16 protein-coding genes are annotated in these 25,170 nt (G+C 74.3%); 6 read left to right on the top strand and 10 right to left on the bottom strand.

Annotated features, from left to right (window positions below; all coding sequences use genetic code 11):
* Positions 1-7: 7 nt before the first annotated feature.
* On the bottom strand, positions 8-1,690 hold the full coding sequence (locus QRT04_RS01980) for an NAD+ synthase (RefSeq protein WP_289453210.1): 1,683 nt from the start codon (positions 1,688-1,690) through the stop codon (positions 8-10).
* A 377-nt stretch (positions 1,691-2,067) separates the two neighbouring features.
* Positions 2,068-3,045: a hypothetical protein gene (locus QRT04_RS01975; RefSeq protein ID WP_289453209.1), complete on the bottom strand. Its 978-nt coding sequence runs from the start codon at positions 3,043-3,045 to the stop codon at positions 2,068-2,070.
* A 274-nt stretch (positions 3,046-3,319) separates the two neighbouring features.
* Here QRT04_RS01975 and QRT04_RS01970 point away from each other — a divergent pair, with 274 nt between their 5' ends.
* The 4 genes from QRT04_RS01970 (at position 3,320) to QRT04_RS01955 (ending at position 9,939) form a co-directional block, all read left to right on the top strand.
* Positions 3,320-4,657, top strand: a complete 1,338-nt coding sequence (locus QRT04_RS01970) for a glutamine synthetase family protein (protein WP_289453208.1) — start codon at positions 3,320-3,322, stop codon at positions 4,655-4,657.
* Positions 4,658-4,671: 14 nt separating this feature from the next.
* On the top strand, positions 4,672-7,713 hold the full coding sequence (locus QRT04_RS01965; protein ID WP_407653600.1) for a bifunctional [glutamine synthetase] adenylyltransferase/[glutamine synthetase]-adenylyl-L-tyrosine phosphorylase: 3,042 nt from the start codon (positions 4,672-4,674) through the stop codon (positions 7,711-7,713).
* Between the two features lie 136 nt (positions 7,714-7,849).
* The gene (locus QRT04_RS01960) at positions 7,850-9,550 is read left to right on the top strand and encodes a hypothetical protein (protein ID WP_289453206.1); all 1,701 of its coding nucleotides are present in this window, start codon (positions 7,850-7,852) and stop codon (positions 9,548-9,550) included.
* Positions 9,547-9,939: a nuclear transport factor 2 family protein gene (locus tag QRT04_RS01955; RefSeq protein WP_289453205.1), complete on the top strand. Its 393-nt coding sequence runs from the start codon at positions 9,547-9,549 to the stop codon at positions 9,937-9,939. The genes QRT04_RS01960 and QRT04_RS01955 overlap by 4 nt, the downstream gene beginning before the upstream one ends.
* Positions 9,940-9,969: 30 nt before the next feature.
* Here QRT04_RS01955 and QRT04_RS01950 read toward each other — a convergent pair whose 3' ends face one another.
* The gene (locus QRT04_RS01950; RefSeq protein ID WP_289453204.1) at positions 9,970-10,164 is read right to left on the bottom strand and encodes a hypothetical protein; all 195 of its coding nucleotides are present in this window, start codon (positions 10,162-10,164) and stop codon (positions 9,970-9,972) included.
* Between the two features lie 229 nt (positions 10,165-10,393).
* A complete protein-coding gene (locus QRT04_RS01945; protein WP_289453203.1) occupies positions 10,394-10,846 on the bottom strand; it encodes a hypothetical protein in 453 nt (150 codons plus the stop codon).
* A gap of 226 nt (positions 10,847-11,072) precedes the next feature.
* On the opposite strand from QRT04_RS01945, the gene QRT04_RS01940 reads away from it, so the two are divergent.
* Both QRT04_RS01940 and QRT04_RS01935 read left to right on the top strand, forming a co-directional pair.
* Positions 11,073-11,753, top strand: a complete 681-nt coding sequence (locus QRT04_RS01940) for a Type 1 glutamine amidotransferase-like domain-containing protein (protein ID WP_289453202.1) — start codon at positions 11,073-11,075, stop codon at positions 11,751-11,753.
* Between the two features lie 168 nt (positions 11,754-11,921).
* Positions 11,922-13,040, top strand: a complete 1,119-nt coding sequence (locus QRT04_RS01935) for a coiled-coil domain-containing protein (RefSeq protein WP_289453201.1) — start codon at positions 11,922-11,924, stop codon at positions 13,038-13,040.
* A 68-nt stretch (positions 13,041-13,108) separates the two neighbouring features.
* Here the strand turns inward: QRT04_RS01935 and QRT04_RS01930 are convergent, their stop codons facing one another.
* The 6 genes from QRT04_RS01930 to QRT04_RS01905 all read right to left on the bottom strand — a co-directional run bounded on the left by QRT04_RS01930 (position 13,109) and on the right by QRT04_RS01905 (position 24,708).
* Entirely contained in the window at positions 13,109-16,375 is a 3,267-nt protein-coding gene (locus QRT04_RS01930) for a glycoside hydrolase family 3 C-terminal domain-containing protein (RefSeq protein WP_289453200.1), read from the bottom strand.
* A 936-nt stretch (positions 16,376-17,311) separates the two neighbouring features.
* Positions 17,312-18,532 carry a VWA domain-containing protein gene (locus QRT04_RS01925; RefSeq protein WP_289453199.1) on the bottom strand — a complete coding sequence of 407 codons (1,221 nt, stop codon included), beginning with the start codon at positions 18,530-18,532 and terminating at the stop codon, positions 17,312-17,314.
* A complete protein-coding gene (locus QRT04_RS01920; RefSeq protein ID WP_289453198.1) occupies positions 18,529-20,796 on the bottom strand; it encodes a DUF5682 family protein in 2,268 nt (755 codons plus the stop codon). The genes QRT04_RS01925 and QRT04_RS01920 overlap by 4 nt, the downstream gene beginning before the upstream one ends.
* Positions 20,793-21,884, bottom strand: coding sequence for an ATP-binding protein (locus QRT04_RS01915; protein WP_289453197.1), 1,092 nt, complete (start codon positions 21,882-21,884; stop codon positions 20,793-20,795). Before QRT04_RS01915 ends, QRT04_RS01920 begins: the two co-directional genes overlap by 4 nt.
* Entirely contained in the window at positions 21,881-23,407 is a 1,527-nt protein-coding gene (locus tag QRT04_RS01910; RefSeq protein ID WP_289453196.1) for a DUF5691 domain-containing protein, read from the bottom strand. Before QRT04_RS01910 ends, QRT04_RS01915 begins: the two co-directional genes overlap by 4 nt.
* Positions 23,404-24,708, bottom strand: coding sequence for an SWIM zinc finger family protein (locus QRT04_RS01905; protein ID WP_289453195.1), 1,305 nt, complete (start codon positions 24,706-24,708; stop codon positions 23,404-23,406). The genes QRT04_RS01910 and QRT04_RS01905 overlap by 4 nt, the downstream gene beginning before the upstream one ends.
* Positions 24,709-25,170: the final 462 nt, after the last annotated feature.

Here is a 25,170-nt window from a genome sequence, read left to right as displayed (position 1 = left end):
CCGGGGCTCACGGCTCGCGCCAGCGGTTCGTGACGGGCAGCCGCCGGTCCCGGCCGAACGCGAGGGCGGTGACCTTGGGGCCGAGCGGGTACTGCCGGCGCTTCCACTCGGCGCGGTCGACGAGCTGCAGCACGCGGTCGACGACCGCCGCGTCGTAGCCGCGGGCGAGCAGCTCCGCGCGGCCCTCGGCGTGCTCGACGTAGGCGTCCAGCACCTCGTCGAGCAGCGCGTACGGCGGCAGCGAGTCCTGGTCGAGCTGGCCGGGGCGCAGCTCCGCCGACGGCGGCTTGGTGATCGACGACTCGGGGATCGGCGGGATCTCGCCCGCGTCGGCCGCGCGGTCGTTGCGCCAGCGCGCGAGCGCCCAGACGCGGGACTTGTCGACGTCCTTGAGCGGCGCGAAGCCACCGATGCTGCCGGCGTCGTAGATCGTCGCGTAGCCCGTGGCGAGCTCCGACTTGTTGCCGGGCGCGATGACGAGGTGCCCCTCGCGGTTCGAGATCGCCATCAGCAGCACCCCGCGCACGCGCGCCTGCAGGTTCTCCTCGGTGACGCCCTCCATCTCGAGCTCGCCGCGGAACGCGTCGACCATCGGGCCGATCGGCTGCACGCGGTAGTCGGCGCCGATGCGCTTCGCCAGGTCGGCCGCGTCGTCCTTGCTGTGCTCCGACGAGTACGCCGACGGCATCGAGACGCCGACCACGTTCTCGCCGCCGATCGCGTCGGCGGCGACGGCCGCCGTCAGCGCCGAGTCGATGCCGCCGGACACCCCGAGCAGCACCGAGCGGAAGCCGTTCTTGCGGACGTACCCCTGCAGACCGAGGACGATCGCGCGGTAGACCTCCTCGTCGGGCTCGAGCGGCGGCACGAACGGGCCCCGTCCGCCGAGCTCCCAGACGAGCAGGTGCTCGACGAACTGCGGCGCGCTCGCCAGCAGCTCGCCGTCGCGCCCGACGACGAACGAGCCGCCGTCGAACACGAGGTCGTCCTGCCCGCCCACGAGGTTGACGTACGCGACGGGGGCGTCGACCTCGGCAGCGCGCCGCGCGGCCAGCTCGGTGCGGACGTGCCCCTTGCCCTCCTCGTACGGCGAGCCGTTCAGCACGACGAGCAGGTCGACGTCAGCGGCGTCCATGCGCGACACCGGCCCGCCGTCCTGCCAGATGTCCTCGCAGATGACGACGCCCACGCGCGCCCCGGCGACGTCGACCACGCACAGGTCGTCGCCCGGCGCGAAGATCCGGTACTCGTCGAACACGCCGTAGTTCGGCAGGTGGTGCTTGTCGTAGCGCGTCTCGACGCGGCCGTGGCGCAGCAGCACCGCCTGGTTCGTGGGCCGGTGGCGCGTGTCGGCGCGGTCGTCGTCGGGCTGCGTCGGCTCGCCCGTCGGCCGGGGCGCGATCTCACCGACCGACCCCACGAGCACCGCGAGCTCGCCCAGCCCCTCCGCCGCGAGGGCTTCCGCGGTGCGCAGCAGCGCGGCCTCGGCGCCGCGCCGGAACGACGCGCGCAGGGCGAGGTCCTCGATCGGGTACCCCGTGATCGTCATCTCCGGGAAGACGACGAGGTCGGCGCCTGCCTCGGCGGCCCGACGCGCCCACTCGAGCACGAGCCGCGCGTTCCCGTCGACGTCCCCGACGCACGTGTCGACCTGGGCGAGCGCGATCCGGGCGGGGGAGTCGGAGGGCATGCGTCGAGCCTAGTCACGCCGCGCAGACCCGCCGCGGTGAGCCCGCTCACCCGCGTGCGCCGCGCCGCACGGGATACCGCGTGCGCGCCGACGCAAGGGATACCGCCGTGCGCGCCGACGCAAGGGACACCCGTGCCCACGCCGCCGGACCGCCACTCGGTTCGCCCGGGGGCGATCGCCTGCTCCCGCTCGTCGTCCGCCGCTCGTTGCACGCGTGGTCGCACGTTCCGCACCGCCCGACGGCGCGAAACGTCCGACCACGCGTGCAACGACGAGTGCGGCGTCGGGCCGGGTCAGGGTCGCAGGGCGTTGGAGCCCGAGCCCGGGCCGACCCGCGATTCGCCCGCACGGAGCGACGAGTGCGGCGTCGGGCCGGATCAGGGTCGCACTCGGTCGGTGACGCCCGCCGCGCGCGGGGTCATCACGACCGGCGGGCGCTGGGCAGGGGAGCGGGTCGCGCAGATCGCCTCGATGCGGCGCACGGTCTCTTCCGGCGAGAGCGCGATCTCGCGTGGCGTCACCGCCAGCCGCAGGATGCCGGCCTCGGCCAACGCGCTGTCGGAGCGGACCGTCCGGTCCCAGTCGGGGCCCGACGAGTGGTAGGCGGACGAGTGGACCTGGACTGCGACGCCGACCTCGTCGAACCAGACGTCGGGCGAGGGGAGGCGGCGCCCGTCCGTCCCGTGCAGCACCGGGTTCGGCCAGGCGGTCGGCAGCGTGGAGCTGCCTGCGATCAGCATGAGCAGGTCGTGCTCTGGGACGGACCAGGCGCCCGTCTCGGCGGCCTCGATGGCGAGCCGCAGGACCGCCGAGCCTCGACGTGCTCCGGCGTGGAGCTCGTGGCGAAGCTTCGCCGTCGACGTCATGCGTCGCTGGACGGCCTCGATCACGACCGCGCGCGCCTGCCGGGCGTCGCGCGTACCGCGGCACAGGTCCGCTACCGCACGTGCGACTGCGGTGACCGCCAGCACGCCGTCGCGGTGAACCTCGGAGGGCGGACGTGTCGTTCGCGTGATCCGGACGAAGGCGGCTCGGCGGTCACGGCCGGAGGGCACCAGCACGTCGACACGTGCCACAGCCGGACCGTTGCGCAGCCCGTGCCAGGCGGCAGCCGCGGCACCGGTGATCACGCTCGCCGGACCGGCCATCAGGACGGCGGCGACCGGCCGCTGCTCGGCACGGAGTGGCGCGCGGCTGAGGTGCACGACGCCGGGGAGGACGAGCCGCCAGTGCGACTCGAGCCTCCGCCGGAGCTTTGCCGCGTCGATCCCCGCTGAAGCCAGCTGCTGACGCGTGAGCAGACCCGACTGCGCAGCCGCCACGACCTCGAGCTCCGCAGGAAGAGCGCGCACCATGACGAGCAGGTTGCCGCTCTGGATTCCCGGCCGTTCCGCCGGCCCGCCCGCCTGCCGACGTCGGGGCTCCGAGCGGGGCTGTGGGCGGATCGCGTCGCGGGTCTCGCGGCGCGGTGACCGGAGCGCGGACCCCGCCGGCGTCGCACCTGTCGTCGGACGGTGCGCACCGTTTTCCTGTGCGCGGCGTCCGAACATCCGTGCGAAGTCGCCCTGTCGCAGATCGGTGCAGGGCGTGTCACCGTTCCGCCCGGTCCGATCAGGCAGGATGTACCGCATGGACAGGCAGCAGGAGTTCGTGCTCCGTACCGTCGAGGAGCGGGACATCCGCTTCATCCGGCTCTGGTTCACCGACGTGCTCGGCATCCTCAAGTCGGTGGCGGTCGCACCGGCGGAGCTCGAGAACGCGTTCTCCGAGGGCATCGGGTTCGACGGCAGCTCGATCGAGGGCCTGACCCGCGTCTACGAGGCCGACATGATCGCGCGCCCCGACCCGCAGACGTTCCAGGTGCTGCCGTGGCGCGGCGAGCGGCACGGCACCGCGCGCATGTTCTGCGACCTGCTGACGCCCGACGGCGAGCCGAGTCTGGCAGACTCCCGCCACGTGCTGAAGCGCGCGCTCTCCAAGGCGAGCGACCAGGGGTTCACCTTCTACACGCACCCCGAGGTCGAGTTCTACCTGTTCGACGCGCCCGCCGACCCGGCGCAGCCGCTGCAGCCGGTCGACCAGGGCGGCTACTTCGACCACGTGCCGCGCGGCACCGCGCACGACTTCCGTCGTGCCGCGATCACGATGCTCGAGTCGATGGGCATCTCGGTCGAGTTCTCGCACCACGAGGCGGGCCCGGGCCAGAACGAGATCGACCTGCGGTACGCCGACGCGCTCACGACCGCGGACAACGTCATGACGTTCCGCACGGTCGTCAAGGAGGTCGCGCTCGAGCAGGGCGTGTTCGCGTCGTTCATGCCGAAGCCGCTGGCCGACCAGCCGGGCTCGGGCATGCACACGCACCTGTCGCTCTTCGAGGGCGACCGCAACGCGTTCCACGAGCCGGGTGCGCCGCTCGAGCTGTCGAAGGTCGCGCGGTCGTTCATCGGCGGCCTGCTGCGCCACGCGGCCGAGATCACGGCCGTCACCAACCAGTTCGTCAACTCGTACAAGCGGCTCTGGGGCGGGGCCGAGGCGCCGAGCTACATCTGCTGGGGCCACAACAACCGCTCGGCGCTCGTGCGCGTGCCGATGTACAAGCCGGGCAAGGGCAACTCGAGCCGCATCGAGTACCGCGCGGTCGACTCCGCGACGAACCCGTACCTCGCGTTCGCGCTCATGCTCGCCGCCGGCCTCAAGGGCATCGAGGAGGGCTACGAGCTCCCCGAGGGTGCCGACGACGACGTGTGGGAGCTCACCGACGCCGAGCGCAGGGCCCTGGGCATCGAGCCGCTGCCGTCGTCGCTCGAGGCTGCGATCACGGTGATGGAGCGCTCCGAGCTCGTCGCCGAGACGCTGGGCGAGCACGTCTTCGACTACTTCCTGCGCAACAAGAAGCAGGAGTGGGAGGAGTACCGCGCCCAGGTGACGCCGTACGAGCTGCGGCGGTTCCTGCCGGTCCTCTGAGGCGCGCGGTGAGCGTGCAGCCCGACCGCCGCGGCCCGTCGCTGACGAGCCGCCTCCTGCGTGCCGGCATCGCCGACGTGCCACGGGCAGAGCGCCTGCTCGGCGACGCGCAGCTCGTGGCGCTGCTCGACGACCCGGCGCACGTGCTGCTGAGCCCGCTGAGCGAGGCCGCCGACCCGGACCAGGCGCTGCTCGCGCTCGCGAAGGTCGCCGGCGTCGTCCGCGGCGACGTGCTGCTGCGCGACGCGCTGCGGGAGGCGCTGCTGACCGACGGGCCCGCTCGGGACAGGCTCGTCGCCGTCGTCGGCGCGTCCGTCGCGCTCGGCGACACGCTCGCGGCGCACCCCGAGAACCTCGCCGTGCTGCTCGACCCGACACCGGGGACGGCGGTCCCGGTCGCGCACGTGCGCGCCGAGCTGCTCCGCGCGGTCGGTGCCGACCCCGACGCGGAGGTGCCCGTGGCGGCGTCGGGCGGCGCGCCCGCGACGGACGCGCTGCGGCGGGCGTACCGGACGCGCCTGCTGCGGATCGCCGCGACGGATCTCACGAGCACCGACCCGCTCTCGCGCCTGCCGGGCGTCGCGGCGGCGCTCGCGGACCTGGCGGCGGCGGCCCTCGAGGCGGGGCTCGCGATCGCTCGCGCGGAGCTCGACGACCACGGTCGCGACGTCCGCATCGCCGTCATCGGCATGGGCAAGGGCGGCGGCCGCGAGCTCAACTACGTGAGCGACGTCGACGTCGTCTACGTCGTCGAGCCGGTGGACGGCGCCGACGAGGCCGAGGCGCTCGCAACGGGCGCCCGCCTCGCGACCGGCCTGGCGCGTGCCTGTGGATCCCCGGTCGGCGTCGAGCCCGCGCTCTGGCCGGTCGACGCCGCGCTGCGGCCCGAGGGCAAGGACGGCCCGCTCGTCCGGACGCTCGCGAGCCACCGGGCGTACTACGAGCGCTGGGCCAAGACCTGGGAGTTCCAGGCGCTGCTCAAGGCCCGCCCGATGGCGGGGGACCGCGAGCTCGGTCGGGCGTACGTCGACACGACGCAGCCGTTCGTCTGGGCCGCCGTGCGGCGGGAGAACTTCGTCGAGGACTCGCAGGCGATGCGTCGGCGCGTCGAGCAGCACGTCCCGGCCGCCGAGGCGGACCGGCAGATCAAGCTCGGCGTCGGCGGCCTGCGCGACGTGGAGTTCACGGTGCAGCTGCTCCAGCTCGTGCACGGCCGCGCCGACGACTCGATCCGCAGCGGCAACACGCTCACGGCGCTGTCGGCGCTCGCCCAGGCGGGCTACGTGGGCCGCGAGCACGCCGCCGAGCTCGCCGTCTGCTACCGGTGGCTCCGGACCGTCGAGCACCGGCTCCAGCTCCACCGCCTGCGCCGCACGCACCTGATGCCCACGGCGGACGACGACCTGCGGCGGCTCGCGCGGTCCGTCGGGCTGCGCGTCGAGGGGCCGGACGGCCTGCTCGAGCGCTGGCGGCAGGTGCGCCGCGACGTGCGCCGACTCCACGAAGAGCTGTTCTACCGACCGCTGCTCCCCGCGACCGCCCAGCTCTCCGCCGAGGAGGCGAGCCTCGCGCCGGAGGCGGCCCAGGCGCGGCTCTCGGCGATCGGCTACGCGGACCCCGCCGGCGCGATGCGCCACCTCGCCGCGCTGACCGAGGGCGTCTCCCGGCGCGCGTCGATCCAACGCCAGCTGCTGCCCGTGATGCTCGGCTGGTTCGCCGAGGGCGCCGACCCTGACGGCGGCCTGCTGGCGTTCCGGCGCCTCTCGGACACGCTCGGCGCGACGCACTGGTACCTCAAGCTGCTGCGCGACTCCGGCACGGCGGCCCGCCGGCTCGCGCACGTGCTCTCGACGTCGCGCTACGTCGCCGACGCGCTGATGCGGTCGCCGGAGTCGGTGACGTGGCTCGACGACGACGCCGACCTCGAGCCCCGCACCTGGGAGCGGCTGCACGCCGAGGCCGACGCCATCCTGACGCGTGCCGACGCGCGGCAGAACGCCGTCACGGCGATGCGCGCGCTGCGCCGGCGCGAGCTGGCCCGGACGGCCGTCGCCGACGTGCTCGGCGCCGTCACGGGTGTGCGCGCCGCGCAGAGCCTGAGCGTCGCGGCCGACGTGCTGCTCGCGGGCGCTCTGCGGATCGCGGAGTGGGACGCGCGAGTCGAGCGCGGGCTCGACGCGGCTCCCACGCGGATGCTCGTGGTCGCGATGGGCCGCCTCGGCGGGCGCGAGGTCGGGTACTCGTCCGACGCGGACGTGCTGTTCGTGCACGACCCCGTCGACGGCGCGGACCCGGTGGCCGCGCAGGAGTACGCGCTGGCGGCGGCGGCATCGGTGCGCGCGCTGCTCGGCGCCGTCGGGCCCGAGCCGAGCCTTGCCGTCGACGCCGACTTGCGCCCCGAGGGCCGGAACGGCCCGCTCGTGCGGACGTTCGAGTCGTACGCCGAGTACTACGAGCGCTGGTCGTCGCCGTGGGAGAGCCAGGCCCTCCTGCGGGCTCGCCCCGTGGCGGGCGACGTCGAGCTCGGTGAGCGGTTCGACGCGCTCGTCGCGCCGCTGCGCTACCCGGCCGGAGGCCTCGACACCGCGACGGTCCGCGAGATCCGGCGCATCAAGGCGCGCGTGGAGGCCGAGCGCCTGCCGCGGGGCGTCGACCCGGCGCGGCACCTCAAGCTCGGCCGCGGCGGTATCTCCGACGTCGAGTGGACCGCCCAGCTGCTCCAGCTCCAGCACGCGCACGCCGTGCCCGGTCTGCGCACCACGGCGACGATCGAGGCGCTCCAGGCGGCGTCCGAGGCGGGCGTGCTCGACGAGGACGACGCGAAGGTGCTGGTCGAGGCCTGGGACCTCGCGAGCCGGCTCCGCGACGCGAACGTGCTGTGGACGGGCCGCGCGGAGGGCGCCCACGCGGACCAGCTCCCGCACGACCGGCAGACGCTCGCGGGCGTCGCGCGCGTCCTCGGGTACCCGTCCGGCTCGGGCGGCGAGCTCGAGGAGACGTACTTGCGGACCGCGCGCCGGGCGCGCGCCGTCGTGGAGCGCGTCTTCTACGGCTGACGCCCCCAGACGGGACGTGCCGGCCCTCGGGGCGCAGGAGGACCACCCGCGAAGGGTGCAAATGCGCCCCCGTTGTCGCAAAGCGGACGGCCGCGGGCCATGCTCGGAGCAAGGGTCCCCAGCAGCGGGAGGGCACGTGGCTGTCAGGAAGAACGCGAGCGGCGCGGGGGCGCCCGACCTGCCGGACGAGCCCGGGTCGGCGGCGACCGGCGCCGACGGCCCCGCTCCCGCCGAGGCCGGTCCGGCGGACGAGGGCCCCGCGCCCGAGGCGGTCGTCGGACCCGTACCGACGAACGACGAGCTGCCGGCCGAGGCCGAGGCCGAGGCCGAGGGCGACGAGCCCGCGGACGGCGACACCCAGCCGGTGCCGGTCGGGCACCCGGTCGACGGCCCCCCGGCGGACGTGACGCCTTCGCTCGCCGACACGCAGCCGGTCGTCGTCGACGCCCCGGCGGGGAGCGCAGCGACCGCGGCCCCGACGTCCGAGCGGGAGCGCGAGCTGCTCCTCGAGCGCCTGACCGCGCTCGAGGCGGAGAACGCGCACCTGCGCGCCACGGGTGGTCTGCCCGGAGAGGGGCCCGCGACGGCACCCGTCGGGGCTGTCACGGGGCGCCCCCGCCACCGGTGGGGCCGCACGACGGCGGCCGTCGTCCTCATCCTGCTCGGCGCATTGCTCGCGCCCGTCGCGGTGACGGTCACGTGGGCCAAGGAGACGATCACCAACACCGACCGCTACCTCGCAACCGTCGGGCCGCTCGTCGACGACCCCGTGATCCAGCAGGCCGTGACGAACCGGCTGACCGGCGCGATCGTCGACGCGATCAACCTCGACCAGCTCGTGGCGCAGGGCACCGCCGCCGTCGCGGACCTCGGCCTCCCGCCGCGCGTCGCCGACCTGGTCCAGGGCCTCGACCAGCCGATCGTCAACGCCGCCACGAACTTCATCCACACGCAGGTGAACCGGATCGTCACGTCCGACGCGTTCTCGAACGCGTGGAAGGAGGCGAACCGCAGCGCGCAGCAGCAGCTCGTCGCCGTCATGCGGGGAGACCCGGACGCGATCGCGAGCATCGACTCGAACGGCACGCTGAGCGTCGACCTCACGCCCGTGGTCGACTCGGTGAAGCAGTCGCTCGCCGACCGAGGCTTCACGATCGTCAACAGCCTGCCGACCATCAACGCGACCTTCCCGCTCGTCAAGAACTCCGACCTCGTGCGGCTCAAGAACGCGTACCAGGCGCTCGACGTGCTCGGCACGTGGCTCCCGTGGCTCGTCGTGGCGCTGCTCGCCGCGGGCGTCATGTGCGCGTACAACCGGTCGCGCGCCGTGATGGCCGCGGGCCTCGCCTTCGCCGGGGCGATGCTGCTCCACGGCCTCGCGGTCGGGATCGGACGCTCGCTCTACGTCACCTCGCTGCCCGCGACGGTCCAGCGGCGCGACGCCGCGCTCGACGTGTACGACCAGATGGTGTCGTTCCTCAAGGTCGCGATCCGCACCGGCTTCGTGCTCGGGATCGTGGTCGCGATCGTCGCGTTCCTCGCCGGGGGCAGCGCCGCGGCGGTCGCGGTGCGGGGCGCCTACACGCGCTCGACGGCGTGGGTCCGTGGCCTCGGCGACAGCCACGGCGTCGGGACCGGCGCGGTGGGCGTGTGGCTCGACGAGCAGCGCGTGCTGATCCGTGTCGTCGTCGCGATCGGCGCCGCGCTCGCGCTCGTGCTGGCCGGGCACCTGACGCCGAAGTACGTCCTCGGCGTCGCGGTCGTCGCCCTCCTCGTGCTCGGCGTCGTGCAGCTGTTGTCGCGTCCGTCGGGCGACAGAGCCGGGCGCCGGGTGTGACCCCGGACGCGGCGCGGTTCAGCGCGTCGTGGGTGGCCGCGTGGAACGCGCACGACCTCGACGCGGTGCTCGCGCACTTCGCCGACGACGTCGTCTTCACCTCGCCGGTCGCCGCGCGCATCCTGCCCGAGACCGGGGGAGTGCTGCGCGGGAAGGACGAGCTGCGGCGCTACTGGGCCGAGGGCCTGCGGCTCGTCCCCGACCTCCACTTCACGGTCGAGCGCGTGTTCGCAGGCGTCGACGTCCTCGTCATCAGCTACCGCAACCAGGTCGGCAGCCTCGTCGACGAGGTGCTGCGGTTCGCCGGCGGGCAGGTCGTCGCGGGGCACGGCACCTACCTCGCCGAGAGCGGTGACGACCCGGCGGGTCTCGCCACCGCCGGCGACTGAGAAGGCGCGGTCGGCGCGTCCCGGGACGCGTCAGCCCGCGCGGCGCCGCCGGAACTCGTCCGCGAGCTGCTGCGCCTGGGCGCCGACGAGCCGGCGCAGGTCGTCGTGCAGCCCGGCGACGCGGCGCGGGTCCGCCCCCGCGTCGCGTGCTCGCTCCCAGTCGGCCTTCGCGGCACGGATGTCCTCGTCCGTGACGCGCACGACCCACGAATCGTCTTCCCCCACGTCGTCAACGGTGGCGCACCGGCCCTCGACCGGACGAGGGTTACCGGGCGGGATCACCCCGCCGTTCACGCGCACGTGCGGCGTGTCGCGGCCCCGTCACTCGGTCGGCCGCAGCCACGGGGGTGGACGGTTGCCCCGCGGTCGCTCAGGACGCACGGTGACGCACGTCACTGCAGGTCAGGCCGACGTGCCGGCTGTCACCGGCCCGACCTGCGGAGCGCGCCGTCGGTCAGGCTCGCCCGTCGTCGCCCCTCTGCACGGGGACGTCGTCCACCGGGGGCGCGTCGGAACGACGGTCCTCGACGGGGGCGTCGTCCGCCGTCGGGACGTCGGGGTCGATCCGGTCGGCGTGGCCCAGCCGGTCGTCGAGGTCGGCGCGCGCGCCGCTCGCCAGCTCCTCGTGGCTCCGGGCCTCCTGCGCGAGCGCGGTGGCGTCGGCGGAACGTGCGTCCGCCTCCGCCTGGGCGAGCCGGGCCTGCGCCTCGAGCCGCGCGGCTTCGGCCTCGCGGCGCCGCACCTCGACCTCGTCGACCGCCGCCTTCTCGCGGATCTCCTGGGCCTTCGCCCGCTGCGCCTCGACGCGCCGGGCCCCGGACCTGCGGGACAGTGCGACCGCCACGGCGATGACGATGGCGACCACGACGACTGCCACGACGATCCAGATGATCGTTGACGTGCTCACGGTGCTCTCCTTCCGATCGGACAGCCCCCCGTGGCATTGCACAGTCGTCGGCACCACCCCGCAACCGCGCCGGGCCCACGACCGCGCACGGCGCGCCTCGGACCGCCTTCCCACCGGCGCGTCGACGCAGCATGATCGAGCGGGCCCCGCGCTCGCCGGACGGCCCGGCGCCGACCCGCTTCTGTGTGGCGTGCCGCCGCACGGCCGCCACACCCCCGGAGGAACGTTGAAGCTCCTGCTCACCTCGGGTGGCGTCACGAACCCGAGCATCCACCGCGCTCTCGTCGAGCTCCTCGGGAAGCCCGTGGCCGAGAGCCGGGCGCTGTGCATCCCGACGGCCCAGTGGGGCCACCCGATGTGCGGCCCGGAGTCCGTGCGCGGCCTGCTCGCCGCCGAGCCCGACTTCCGCCATCTGTCCGGCCTGGGCTGGGCGTCGCTGGGAGTCCTCGAGCTGACGGCGCTGCCGAGCGTCGGGCCGGAGCGCTGGGTCCCGTGGGTGCGCGAGGCCGACGTGCTGCTCGTCGACGGCGGCGACGCGACGTACCTCCACCACTGGATGCGGGAGTCCGGGCTCGCGGACCTGCTCGCGTCGATGCCCGACACGGTCTGGGTCGGGGTGAGCGCCGGCAGCATGGTGATGGCGCCCCGCATCGAGGACTCCTTCGTGGAGTGGTCGGGCGCACCCGACGACCGGACGCTGGGCGTGGTCGACTTCGCGATCTTCCCGCACCTCGACGCGTTCCCGACGAACACCCGTGCGCACGCCGAACGGTGGGCCGCCGGCCTCGGCGTCCCGGCGTACGCCATCGACGAGCAGACGGCGATCGCAGTCGTGGACGGCTCCGTCCGCGTGGTGTCCGAGGGACGGTGGACGGCCTTCGACGCGGCGGGGAACGTGACGACCTGAGCGGGCCGCGAGCCGGTGCGGAGCGGACGCCGGCTCTCGGCGGCACGATGAGGCCGTGGATGGGGTGCGATCTGACGCGTGGGCCCGCCCGCAGGTCGGTGCGACGTCCGTGAAGGGCTCGCGCCGCCCCGACGGGGGCCCCCGCGTCGATCCGGGCGCGGCGGACCGATGACGTCGCTCGACGAGGTCGTGGACGACCTGTACGCCGGTCGGCCGGACGGCTTCGTCTCCGCACGTGATGCCGCTGCTCGCGCGGCCCGGGCCGACGGCGACCGCGCGCTGGCCGGTCAGATCGCCGCCCTGCGCAAGCCGACCGTCGCCGCGTGGCTCGTCAACCTGCTGGTCCGCGAGGACGCCGACCTCGCCGGTCAGATCGTCGCGCTCGGGGAGGGGCTGCGCGAGGCCGAGCGGACGCTCGACGGGGTCGCCCTGCGCGACCTGTCGCGTCAACGCCGGGCGCTCGTCTCGTCGCTCGTCGCGAGAGCCCGCTCGTTGGCGATCACGGACGGGCACCGCGTCGGCGACGCGGCGCTGCAGGAGGTCGACGCGACCCTCACGGCCGCGCTCGCCGACGCCGACGTCGCGCAGGTGGTCACCTCGGGTCGCCTCACGGAGGGGCAGCAGTACGTCGGGTTCGGCGCGGCGGACGTGTCGCTGGCCGGTCCGGCGCCGCGCGCGGGCGGGCAGTCCCGCGACCGGGAGGCGAGCCCGGCGCGCCCGCCGGCGGGAGAGCGTGCCGGCGCCCGCGGGCCGCACCCGGTGAGGGAGGCGGGTGGACGGTCGGGTGCGGGCGCTGGCGCGGAGGGCGGTCTCGAGCAGGCACGCGCGTCGACGAAGCGCGCCACGGCCGGTCCGGACACGGAGCGTCGTGAGTCCGAGCACGAGCGCCGCGCCGCCGAGCGAGAGCGCCGCGCCGCCGAGCAGCGACGACGCGCGGCGGACACGGCGTGGCAGGGCGCGACAGAGGCTCTCGAGCGTGCGCAGGCCGACGGCGACGCAGCGATCGCCCGGCGCGACCAGCGGCGCGCCGACCTCGAGGCCGCGGAGCGCGCCGCGCGAGCGGCGTCCGACCTGGTCGAGGAGCTGACCGAGGCGCTCGCCGACCTGCGTCGCAGGCTGTCGCGGGCGCAGAAGGACGTCGGGCTCGCCGAGAAGCGCGTCAGCCGGACGGAGAGCGCTCTCCACGACGACGAGCGGGCCGCGGTCGCCGCGCAGCACGCTCTCCGACGAGCGCAGCGAGCCGTGGATGAGGCGGCCGAGGCGCGACGGGCTGCCGCCGAGACGTGAGCGCAGCGGTGGCGGGGGCGGCCTGAGCCACCCCCGCCACCGCTGCGGTCACTGCGCCGGCCGCGCTCCTAGCCGTGCCGGCCAGGGTGTCCCGGCCCTGGGCCGTGACCGTGGTGCCTCGGCGTCGCCGCCACTGTCACCAGCGCGGACTCCGACGTGCTCACCCCGCCGGACGTCGCGGTCACGGTGACTCTGACGTGCCCCGGCTCGGTCGCCGTCAGCACACCGGTGGTGGTCACCGCGGCCCCGGCGCTGTTCGTGTCCATGGGGGCGATCCGGTAGCTGTACGTGGTGCCGGAGGCCGCCGGGACGAGCCGCGCGGAGAGCTGGACGCCTGCCGCCGCGTCGCGAACCGGCACGCTCCGGTCGGCGAAGTCCACCGCCGCCGCGTGGGCGTCGGGGAACGCGCTGCCGGTGGCGTCGGGAGCACCCGCCGTCACGACGACCGGGAACGTGGTCGACCTCGTCTCGCCGTCGGCGGTGGCCGTGGCCGTGATGAGGACCGTCCCGACCCGCTTCGGTGCGACAGCACCCGTCCGGTCCACCTTCGCGACTGCCGGGTTCGAGGACTTGTACTCGACCTTGAGCGCCCGGTCGTCGAGGTTCCAGAAGGCGAGGTCGTGCTTGGTCACCGACAGCTGGGCGTTGATCCGGTTGTCCGGGGTGTCGAGGCGCAGCTGGGTGCCGTCAGGCTGTGCCGACACCACCTCGACGCCCGCCTTGCGTGCGCCGCTCACGTGGAGCGTCGTCGCCTTGAGGTCGGCATCCGCGGAGCTCGGGCCCGCCAGGATCGTCCAGTCACCCGTCGGGAAGACCTTCTTGTGCGTCACGTCGTCCCAGAACCAGAGGTCGCCGGGCTTGATCGTCATGCGCGCCGTCCGGGACCCGCCCCCGATGACGTCCGTCTTCACGAAGCCCTTGAGCTGCTTGAGGGGCCGCTCGTTGCCGTCAGCGCCGCTCGGCGCCTTGGCGTAGACCTGCACGACCGCCTTGCCCGGGTGGCTCGCGGCCCGGTTCGACACGCGGACCGCGACCGTCACCGACTGGTTCGGCGTGACCCGCGAAGCCGACAGCGTCGGGGCCCCGTAGTCGAACCGCGAGTACGACAGGCCGCTGCCGAACGCGTAGTCGGGCGCGGCGCAGCCGGCACCGACCTGGTAGTAGAGGTAGGTGCGGCCGCAGGTCGCGCCCTCGGCCTTGGTCAGCCGGTAGTCCTCGACGGCGAGGTCAGGCGCGGTCGCCTTGCCCAGCTGGGCGTCGACGTCCGAGTACCAGGTCAGCGGCAGCTTGCCCGAGAAGTTCGCGATCGCGGTGCGACCGTCCTCGAGCTTCACGGAGTCGTTGAACAGCAGCTCCGACATCGCCGGGCCCTGGTACATCCCGTTGAACGACGACCAGACGATGCCGCCCACGGTGGGCAGGTTCTTGAACTCGCTGAGGTCGACCATCGTCTTGCCCTGGATCCACACCACGATCTTCTTGCCGTACTTGCTGGCGAGCGGCGCGATCGAGTCCCGGATCAGCTCGGCCTGCATGCGCGGCAGAGCGACGGTGGTGCGGTCGGTGCCCTCGCCGCCGTCGTCGTTGCGATGGCCCACCACGACCACGACGTTGTCCGCCTGCGAGATGCGGTACTCGGCGGTCGCCGCGTCCTTGACGGGGTCGCACGGGTCGCTCGAGCACGTCGAGGTCGTGATGGCGGTGCCGGCCTTGTTCAGCACGTCCGGGAACACCGAGAGGTGGTCCGAGAGGTACGGCGTCGCCGAGCCCGGGGTGATGTCGGAGGTGCTCCCACCGGTCTCCTCGGCCAGCGCCTGCGCGAACGTGGTGCTGACGGCGGTCGGGCCGGAGTAGGAGCCCGACTGGAACGTGTTGAGGCTGTCGACGTGGCCGAGCGCGACGGTCGTGCCGGTGGTCGCGCCGGCGAACGGGAGCGTCGAGCCCGCGTTCTTGAGCAGCACCGGCGCCTCGAGCGCGGCCTCGTGGGCCACCGCGCGGTGCGCGGCCGACGCCAGCTTCACGTCCGGGTTGCCGGCGGTCGACAGCGAGTACGACGCGTTGTCCCACGGCACGTCCGCGGCCGGGTCGAACTCGCCGGTCTGGAAGCGTGCGGTGAACGCTCGCACCAGGGCGATGTCGACGTCGCTCTCGGTGACGTAGCCCTGGTCCTGCGCGGCGGGCAGACCGTCGGCCGAGGGGTAGTCCGGTCCGAAGCAGTCGAGGTCGGTACCGGCCTTGAGCGCCCACGCGTTGCCGAGCGGCTTGCTCACCTGGGTGTCGCCGCCGAGCTGGGCCGGGTGCCACGAGTGGCCCTGCGTGCCGGTGCCGTACACCCGCGTGATGGCGCCGCAGTCGGAGACGACGTAGCCGTCGAAGCCGAACGAACGACGCATCAGCGTCTCGATCGCGTAGCGGCTCGCCGCCATCGGGGTGCCGGGGGTGCCGTTCGGCGTCACCTGGTCGTCCGGGCTCCACGTCGTCGGGAAGCTCGCGGCCGACGGGTAGTCGGTCGTGTAGTCCTCGACCATGTTCACGGCGTTGTACGCGGTCATCATCGACCGCGCCCCGGCTCCGGCCACCGACGCGGCGAAGGGCGGCACGAAGTACTCCAGCAGCGACCGCTCGCTGAGGTTCGACGTGCCGAAGTCTCTGTTCGCCTCGGAGTTGTTCGCGAGGTAGTGCTTCGGGGTCGCCACGGCCTGGACGTAGTCGTCGGGCTTGGTCGGCACCGTGTCGGGACGCGACGCCGTGTCGCCCTGCATGCCCGTGACGAACGCGCTCGCGATGCCGCCGGTCAGCTCGGGGTCCTCGGAGTACGACTCGTCGGCCCGTCCCCAGCGCGGGTCGCGGTTGAGGTTCTGGTTCGGTGACCAGTACGTCAGGCCATAGCAGGCGCCGCCCGGGAGGACGGGCGCGTCACTGCCCGGCGGGCACGAGGTGTTGTAGGTGACGCGCGCCTCGTCCGCGATGCCACCCGCGATCTTCTGCGTCAGCGGGGCGTCCCACGTGGACGCGATCGACGTGCTCTGCGGGTACTGGGTGTAGTCGTTGTTCCCCGGGAGGGTGGGGAAGTAGATGCCGTGGTTCGCCTCGCCCCAGTAGCCGTACGACGTGACGCCCAGCCGGGAGATCACCTGGGGCTTCGGCGCCCAGGTCGCGTGCGGCTGCATGGCGCGCAGCTGGTCGAGCTTCTCCTCCAGCGTCATCCTCGACACGAGGTCGGCGGCCCGGACGCTGAACGGCAACGACCGGTCCTGGTACGCCGGCACGTGGTGCGCCGCCGCGGTCGCGCCCTGGGCGCCCACCATCAGGCCGCTGCCCACCAGTGCTGTCACGACGAGCCCGACGAGTGGTGTCCGCCGCGTCCGGAGTCTCCTGCCGGCCGTGGTCGCCCTGGGCACGGAACCGATTCTCACCATGAAGGCATTCCTCATTCCTGTCAGCCGACCGCCTACCTCGGCGAGCCTCATTCCAGGCGCGCGCGAGCCAGCGTCGTCGCTGTGCTCGGGGGCCTTTTCCGACGGGGTAAGGCGGTTTGTTACCGCTAACATATAGCGCGTGACGCACGTTACCTCGGTGCCGGGGGCCGGTCAACGGCTGGGAGGAGGTCGTGCGAACGGCCATCGGCGTCGCTCTCCGGTGCGCGACGAGACCGGGCAAACCGGTCGGCGTCGACCGTGGTCACCGTGCCACCTCGACGCCCGGTCCGCACCTCCGGGTCGGACGGCGACGCCGTGCCGGGGTCCGCGTGGGGCCCACGTCGTCGTGCCGGTGCGGGATATCTCCGCAGGCCATCGCCGTATGGCGGCGCACACCCGTGCTTGCGGTGGGGTACCGACCACGGTGTGGCTCCGAGTCGCCTGGCAGGGCGCCCCGTGACCGCGCGAGCCTCAGGTGCGGGGGACGACGGGGCCTTCTCGCGCACGGCCGAGAGGGTTCGAGCTGCGCGGCGCTCCCGGGGACCTGTCGGCAGACCGCGCGTCTTTCACCAGCGGTGTCGCGAGGAGATCGGCGCGCTTCTCTTTTCAGTGTGGGAAAGTGCGGCGCGCCGAAATAACGCGCCCGTATCGCCGACAATGGCCCGTGGAGCGCACGCGCCCGACGGCGACACCCTGCATGGCCTTGTTCCGAGCGTCGCGAGGTGTTCAGACGTGGTACCGCAGATGCCGCGCCGCTCGAACGCGCCGAAACCGCCGGACGCGCGAGGGCGTCAGCGAGCGGCACTGCTCACAGGTCGTGCACGACCCCGCGGCGAGACGCCTGGTGGCTCGTCATGGCACCTGCCGGGCGACCCACGCGCCCACGTCGCCGCGGGACAACGCGATCGCCAGCAGCTCGGGGAACCGGTCAGGTGTGCACGCGAACGCGGGGATGCCCATCGCGGCGAGCGCGGCCGCGTTGTCGTGGTCGTACGCGGGTGCGCCCGAGTCGGAGAGGGCGAGCAGGGCGATGACCTGTGCACCCGAGGCGGTGAGCTCGCCGGCGCGGCGGAGCATCTCGTCGCGAACGCCGCCCTCGATGAGGTCGCTGATGAGGATGAACAGTGTGTCCGCGGGCCGGCTCACGAGGGTCTGGCAGTACGCGATGGCACGGTTGATGTCCGTGCCGCCCCCGAGCTGGGTGGCGAACAGGACGTCGACGGGGTCGGCGAGCTGGTCGGTGAGGTCGACGACGTTCGTGTCGAACACGACCAGGGAGGTCCGCAGCGCCGGAAGGGACGCGAGGACGGCGCCGAACACGGAGGCGTACACGACGGACTCGGCCATGGAGCCCGACTGGTCGATCGCGAGGACGACGTCGCGGGCGACGACGTTGCGGTGGCGTGCGTGCCCGACCAGCCGGTGGGGGACGACCGTGCGGTGCTCGGGCAGGTAGTGAGCCAGGTTCGCCCGGATGGTGGCGTCCCAGTCGATGTCCGACAACCGCGGCCTGCGCGTGCGTGAGCGGCGCAGTGCGCCGTTGACGGCGGAGCGGGTCGCGGATGCGATGCGTCGCTCGATGTCGGCGACGACAGCCGCGACGACCTGCCGCGCGGTGGCCTTCGACTGCTCGGGGACGGTGCGGTTCAGCGCGAGGAGCGTCGTCACGAGCGACATGTCGGGCTGGACTGCGGCCAGCAGCTCGGGCTCGAACAGGAGCCGGCGCAGGCCGAGCCGGTCGACCGCGTCGCGCTGCATGACCTCGACCACGCTGGTGGGGAAGTACGTCCGGATGTCGCCGAGCCACCGGGCGACGCGCGGCGCGGAGCCGCCGAGACCGGCGGAGCGCTCGCCGGCGGCGTGCGTGCCGGCATCGCCGGTGTCGTAGAGCGCGGCAAGCGCGGCGTCCATCGCCTGCTCACCGGCGCTCAGCTGGACGTCGACGCGGCTGGGTTCGCCGAGCAGGAGCCGCCACCGACGTAGGCGCGTCGCCTCGTCGACGCGCTCGAGCTCACCGGTCGGTGGGGCTGCCGAGCCGAGCGGGTCCGGCCCGAGCTCGCTCGTCGAGCTCATCGGGTCGCTCCCAGCAGCAGTGCCACCGTGCGCAGCGGACCGGCGGCGAGCTCGAGATCGACGCCGTCGTCGGCCGCGGGCGCGGGGGTGCCGTCGGACCGGGGCAGTCGCGTGACGGCGTCGCCGAGGTTGCGCCGTTCACCGAGGGGCAGGGCGCCGAACGTGCGACGGAGCAAGGGCATGACGTCGGTGAACGTGGGGGCAGCCAGGGTCGCGACCCACGCGTCGAGGACCGCGAGCAGGGCACGGTCGTGCACGAGGAGCAGGCCGCCGCCCGCGAGGAAGCCCTCGACCCACGCGGCCTGGTGGCGGGCGACCGTGCCGTACGACAGCGCCCGCGACAGGCGCAGCCCGGCGTCGCGGATGTCGATGCGGTGGGCGTCGAGGAGCAGCCGCGTGGCGCGTCCGGTGAGAGCGCCGGAGATGTCCGTGCGGCCAGCCAGGGCGAGGATCGTGTCGAGCCACAAGGCGGTGCCCGTGTCGTCGTCGCGCAGCTGGACCGCCGTGTGCACGTCGTCGAGCAGGCGCCGCAGGGCGAGCGCGGACTCGTCGTCGAGGCCCGCGACGGCGGCGGCCAGACCGGCGCAGACGCGGACGAGGAGCGCGTCGCCGACGCGGCCGAGGTCGGCGGTCGGGGTGCCGCGGACGTCGCTGTACCGGTGGGCGCGGACCAGCGCCGGCAGTGCGGCCATGAGGCGGGCGATGTCGCCGTCGTGGGCGGCCCGGACGTCGACGTGCTCGAGCACGGCGTCCGCCGCACGCGGCAGGTCGGCGAGCAGTGTCTGCTCCAGCATCGCGGTCAAGGTCGGCAGTGGTGCCTCGACCGCGTCGTGGACGACCCGCGCAGTTGCGGCCGTCTCGACGGTGGTCCCCCAGAGCGCCGCCTCGACGACCGCGACTGCGAGCTCGGGGCGCCAGCGCAGCGTCCACGCCTCGCGGAACGTGCCGGTGCTGCGGCTGCGCTGGTGGTCGGGCTGGGCCCAGTCGATGTCGAGAAGCGTCAGCCGGTGCAGGAGCCGGGAGCGGGCCAGGTCGGTCTCCTTGCGCAGGTCGAGCTCGAGGGTGCGCGGCGCGGCGTCGAACGAGAGCCGCAGCCGACGCGCGACGGCCCGCAAGTCGGTGTCGAGCGGCACGGTCGGTACGTGGTCGCTCACCTCACCCAGGTGCTCGCCGACGACGAGCTGCGCGGTGACATACGCGACGAGGTCGTCGTCGCCGTCGCACAAGACCGCCCGAGTCGCCTCGGTCACCTCGGCCAGACCCGGGATGTGGCGGCCTCGCAGGGTGGCGAGAGTCTCCGCGAGCCGGACGGCCTCGATCACGTGCGCGGACGAGACCGGCAGGTCCTTCTCCCGGAGCGCGCCGCCGACCCGGACGAGCCAGCTGGCCGTCACGTCGGACTGCGTCGTGAACAGGTGCTCGTACCAGCCCGGGGAGGTGATCCCCGCGCCGTACCCGGACGCACGGGCCAGGCGCGAGGACGTCCACGGGATCCAGGTCAGCGTCGTCTTCTTCTTGGGCAGGCCGGCCAGGAGCTTGGTGTCGACGCTCGCGGGCGGCAGCTTTCCGGCGAGAGCCGGGGCGTGCCAGGCGCCGCAGACCACGGCGACCCGCCGGTGGCCGGCCTTCTGCGCCGCTCGGATCTGCTGGCGCATGTACGCCTCGCGGCGCGCCTCGTCCGGGTCGTGGGGCTGGGGATGTGCCTCGCGGAGGTGCGCCATGGCCTCCGTGAGGACGCCGAACGGTGTCGAGTCCGTCAGCCGCGACTCGACGACGTCCTCCCACCACCGCTCGGGGTCGTCGTACCCCGCCGCGCCGGCGAGCGTGGCGATCGGGTCCAGGGACACCGGCGGCTGCCCGGCCTCGTCGTCCTGCACCGAGGCATCCGGGGGCGCGGCGCGGGCCGCGAGGCTGACAGATGCGGGCAGGTCGATGAAGCGCGCCGGGACGTCGTTCGCGTTCGCCCAGGTCAGGGCCTGCCACTCAGGGGAGAAGGCGGCGAATGGCCAGAAGGCGGCGGTCGCCGGCGCGTCCGTCAGTGAGGCGAGCAGCGCGACGGGCGGCGTCAGGGTCCCCGCCTGCGCGAACCCGATCAGGTCGTCGGCGTCGGCGGGGCCTTCGACCAGGACGAGGTCGGGCTGCAGCTCTGCGAGGGCTCGGGCGACGGCGCGCGCCGAACCGGGACCGTGGTGCCGCACGCCCATGACGTGCACGCCGTCCGCCGTGGACGTCGGCGCGGGAGCGTCCGCGTCGGTCTGCGTCACGCGGTGACCTCGCGGCACGCGCGGTAGAAGTCCGACCAGTCGCGGCGCTCACGCACGACGGCCTCGAGGTACTCCGTCCAGACGACGGTGTCGGTCAGGGGGTCCTTGACGACGGCGCCGACGATGCCCGCCGCGATGTCCGACGGCCGCAGCACGCCGTCGCCGAAGTGCGCGGCCAACGCGAGCCCGTTGGTGACGACGGAGATCGCCTCGGCGGTCGACATCGTCCCGGACGGGCTCTTGACCGCGGTGCGCCCGTCGACCGTCTGCCCGGAGCGCAGCTCGCGGAACACGGTGACGACGCGTCGGATCTCCTCCGCCGCGGCCGGCACCGGTGGGAGCTCGAGCGAGCGGCCGAGCTGCTCGACGCGCCGGGCGACGATCGCGACCTCCTCCTCGGCGGTCGCAGGCAGCGGCAGCACGACCGTGTTGAACCGGCGCCGCAGCGCCGACGACAGCTCGTTGACGCCGCGGTCGCGGTCGTTCGCGGTGGCGATGACGTTGAAGCCCTTCGCGGCCTGCACCTCGCCCCCGAGCTCAGGGACGGGCAGCGACTTCTCCGAGAGGATCGTGATGAGCGCGTCCTGCACGTCCGACGGGATGCGGGTGAGCTCCTCGACGCGCGCGATCGACGCCTCGCGCATCGCGGTCATGACGGGAGACGGCACCAGGGCAGCGTCGCTCGGGCCCTCGGCGAGGAGCCGCGCGTAGTTCCAGCCGTAGCGGATGGCGTCCTCGGACGTGCCGGACGTGCCCTGCACGACGAGCGTCGAGCGCCCCGAGACGGCGGCCGCCAGGTGCTCGCTGACCCAGGTCTTCGCGGTGCCGGGGACGCCGAGCAGCAGGAGAGCCCGGTCGGTCGCGAGCGTCGCCACCGCGACCTCGACGAGCCGCCGCGGACCGACGTACTTCGGCGTGATCACGGTGCTGTCGGCGAGGCTCCCGCCCAGCAGGTACGTGACGACTGCCCATGGCGACAGGCGCCACGCGGGCGGCCGCGGGCGGTCGTCGAGGCGCGCGAGGGCGTCGAGCTCGTCGGCGAACGCCTGCTCGGCGTGCGGGCGCAGCAGCGCGGTGGTCTCGGTCACGAGAGCTCCTCGATGGTCAGGCGTCGTAGGTGGACGAGGTCGGCGGCGCGGTTCAGCGCGGGTGCGGCGTCGGGGCTCGCGGCGGCGGCGCGGCGCAGGGTGGCCTCGGCCGCGGCGTCGGGCCGGGACCGGATCGCGAGGAGGCCGGCGAGCTCGCGCACGGCCCAGCCGCGTGCCCGGTCCGTCGCGCCCGCGATCGAGGTCGCGACGGTCTCGGTGAGCTCGGGCGCCCACGGGCCGGGGACGGCGGTGAGGAGCGCCAGCGCGCTCGCGTCCAGGGCCGGCTTGCCGCGCCCGGCGGCCTGCAGGCCCCGTTCCACGAGCCGGTGCCGGTCGCCCGGAGGCACGAGCGCGATGAGCCCGGCGCGCGCGGGGGCCCACTGGTCGGGCGTCGCCGCGTCGAGCAGCGCCAGCGCCCATGACGGGTCGCGCTGGGTGAACGCGGCGCGCACCCACCCGACGACGAGCTCAGGGGCCTTGGCGTCGAGCGCGAGCCCGACGAGCGTGCGCGGGTCCTGCCGGAGCTGGTCGGTCCACGCGGTCAAGGGTGTGGCGGCCACGAGCTCGGTCAGCAGGTGGGCGCCCGGTCCGACGCCGGGCGGGGCGGGAGCGAACGGGTCGGAGTCGCGAGGGGTCGGCAGCGTCACCGTGAGGTGCTCGCGCAACAGGCGTCGTTCGAGCCGCACCGTCGCCAGGGCGCGCGCGGCGCACTCCCGCGCGAACGCCGACTCGGGCAGGAGCGTGAGGACGCCTGCCGCGGTACGACGCACCGAGGCCGCCCTGTCGGTCGACGCGAGCTGCAGCACGTCCTCGTCGGCGACCGTCACGTCCCCGGCGATCGCGTGCAGGAACGAGACCTTCTCCTCGGCCTTGAGCGTGGACCAGGTCTCGGCGAGCACCTGCCGGGCCAGCGCCGGGTCGACCGCGCGCAGCGTGGACCACCAGTGCGTTCGTTCGTCTGCGGTCCCGTGCGACCAGCGTGGGTCGTCGCGGACGTCGCCGGTCAGGTCGAGGTCGGCGGGCGTGTGCGCGGTGACGACGAGCTGCCAGCCCGGGTGCTGGGAGGCGAGCCAGCGGCCGCGCTCCCCGATGACCGCCACGACCGCGCCGGCCACGTCCTGGCGGGGCGTTGCCGCCGCGTACGTCAGCACGGGTCCGAGGAGCGCAGCCGGCACGCGGAGCCGGCGTTGGTCGAGCAGGGTGAGCCACTCGAGCAGGAGGTCGGGTCCGACGGGGTCGGGGTCGCTCAGCAGCTGCGCGGCCCGTGCTGCCGCTCGCGGCCCCGCCGCGTCCCGGTCCTCGACGGGCGCGGGCTCGCACAGCGTGGCGGCGGGCGCGGCAGGAGGGGTGGCGCGACGGGCGACGGCGAGCACGGCGGCGGCCGCCAGGAGCGTGTCCGACGCGTCCTGCTCGGGAAGCGCGTGCACGACGTCACCGGTCACGCCCGTCAGCGCAGCGCGCTCGAGCGCCGCACGCTGGGTGCCGAGAAGGGCGGCGGTCGCGAGGTCGTCACGGACGGTCACAGGGCCACGAGCTCCTCTCCGGCGAGGACCGCACGTGGCGTCGCTCCGGCGGCACCGTAGTCGACCGCCAGCACGACGGGCCGCCCGCCTGCGACGGCGAGCGCGGTCCACGGCTGGACACCGAGCGGGACGGGCAGCCTCCCCGTGTCGTCCTGCACCCAGAAGGCGCCGTGCCCGTCGACGCCGACGAGGGCGGGTCCGAGGACGACGGGGATGGCGGCAGCCCACGGGTCGGCGGTCAGGGCGTCGGCCCATCGTCGTGCGGCGTCACGGAGGGTGACGCCGGCAGGCGGGGCGGTCAGGCGCGCTGGCTCGCCGTGTCGTTGACCGACCAGGGCCCGGAACGGGTCGCCGGGGTAGGTGTGGACGTCGGCGTCGAGCGTCGTGCCTGCCATCAGGGACGCATCGAGCGGTTGCCCGGCGGCGGCGAACGACACGACGGCGACGTCGCGCGCGCTCGTGGTGCCGTGCAGGTGCACGCGGCGCACGCTCAGGCGGTCCTGGCTGCTGTCGTGCACCGACAGGACGGCCCACGTGTCGCGATGGGCGGGCGTGGCTAGCACGTCAGCGGCACGCGTCGGGAACCCGATGCGGCGACGGACGACCGCCGCCAGCCCGTCCGGCAGCTCGTCGAGGCGCGCATGCGCCGTCGTGAGGAGGTGCAGGAGCGCGAGCTCCTCGAGGAGGCGTGCCGGCCAGCCCTCACCGGACGCAGCGGCGGCGGGCAACGTCCGCACGGTGTCCGCCAGCCCTGGAGCCTGCGCGTCCACGAGGCGTCCTGCGACCGGCTCGAAGTGCCGGTAACCGGCGCGGTCGGCACCGGCCAGTCCATGGGTGACCTGGTCGCGTAGCCACCGCTGCAGGTCGGCGACCCCGGCGGCGACGCGGTCGGCGCGAGCTGTGACCCGTCTCGCGGCGGCAGCCTCGTCGACCGGCTCGGCCGCAGCCGAGGTCGCGGGCCGGGCAGCCCGCGCGGCGCGGCCCGCCAGCCACGTGCGCGCGAACTCGGCCGGCTCGACGGCCGCCGCGACCTGACCCTGCGACCAGAGCACGAGGAGTGCGAGCGCGTGCTTGCACGGGAACTTCCGGCTCGGGCAGGAGCACGAGTACGCGGGCCCGGTCAGATCGACGACCGTGACGTAGGGGCTCTTGCCGGAGCCGGCGCACAGACCCCACACCGCGGCGTCGGTCGCGCCGGTCGACCCCCAGGGCACCGGGGTGGCGAGCTTGCGTGCGGCCGCTGTCGACGAGGCGTCGGGGGAGAGGGACAGCACCTGCTCAGTGCTCCACGGCGGCGGCACCGGCGGAGCGTATCGACCCCCGGTGACACCGCGGTGCCGACCGGCGTTCGACGCTCGGAATTCACTCGCGTGCCCGAGGCCCGCCACTGCCGGCGGCCGGGGCAGGCGAGCCTCGACGTGCGTCACCTGCCGCCGGACGTTCGTCGCGCCCCCATGGGGACTGACGCGCGATGCCCCGCCGCGGGGCGCCGGACCTATCGGTCGAGCGCCGAGCGTCCGGCCGCCGGCATGCCCGCATGACGCCATGAGCGGTCCCGGGCACCCGCGCCAAGTGAGAACCCCCTGGCCGGAGCAGCGGCCAGGGGGTTCTCAGATCGGGCGACTCACACAGGCTCAGCAGTCGTAGTACAGCCTGAACCATCGCTCCTCCAAGACCGAACGCCCAGGTCAGCAGTCCGCTGACCAGGGCGTTCGTTCGTCGCCGTGCATCTGAGGTGCATCCGGCGTGCATCTGTTGCCACA

Source organism: Cellulomonas alba (genome assembly GCF_030362835.1).
In the GTDB taxonomy this organism is placed as follows: Bacteria; Actinomycetota; Actinomycetes; order Actinomycetales; family Cellulomonadaceae; genus Cellulomonas; species Cellulomonas alba.
This window is presented reverse-complemented; position numbering and strand designations above follow the sequence as displayed.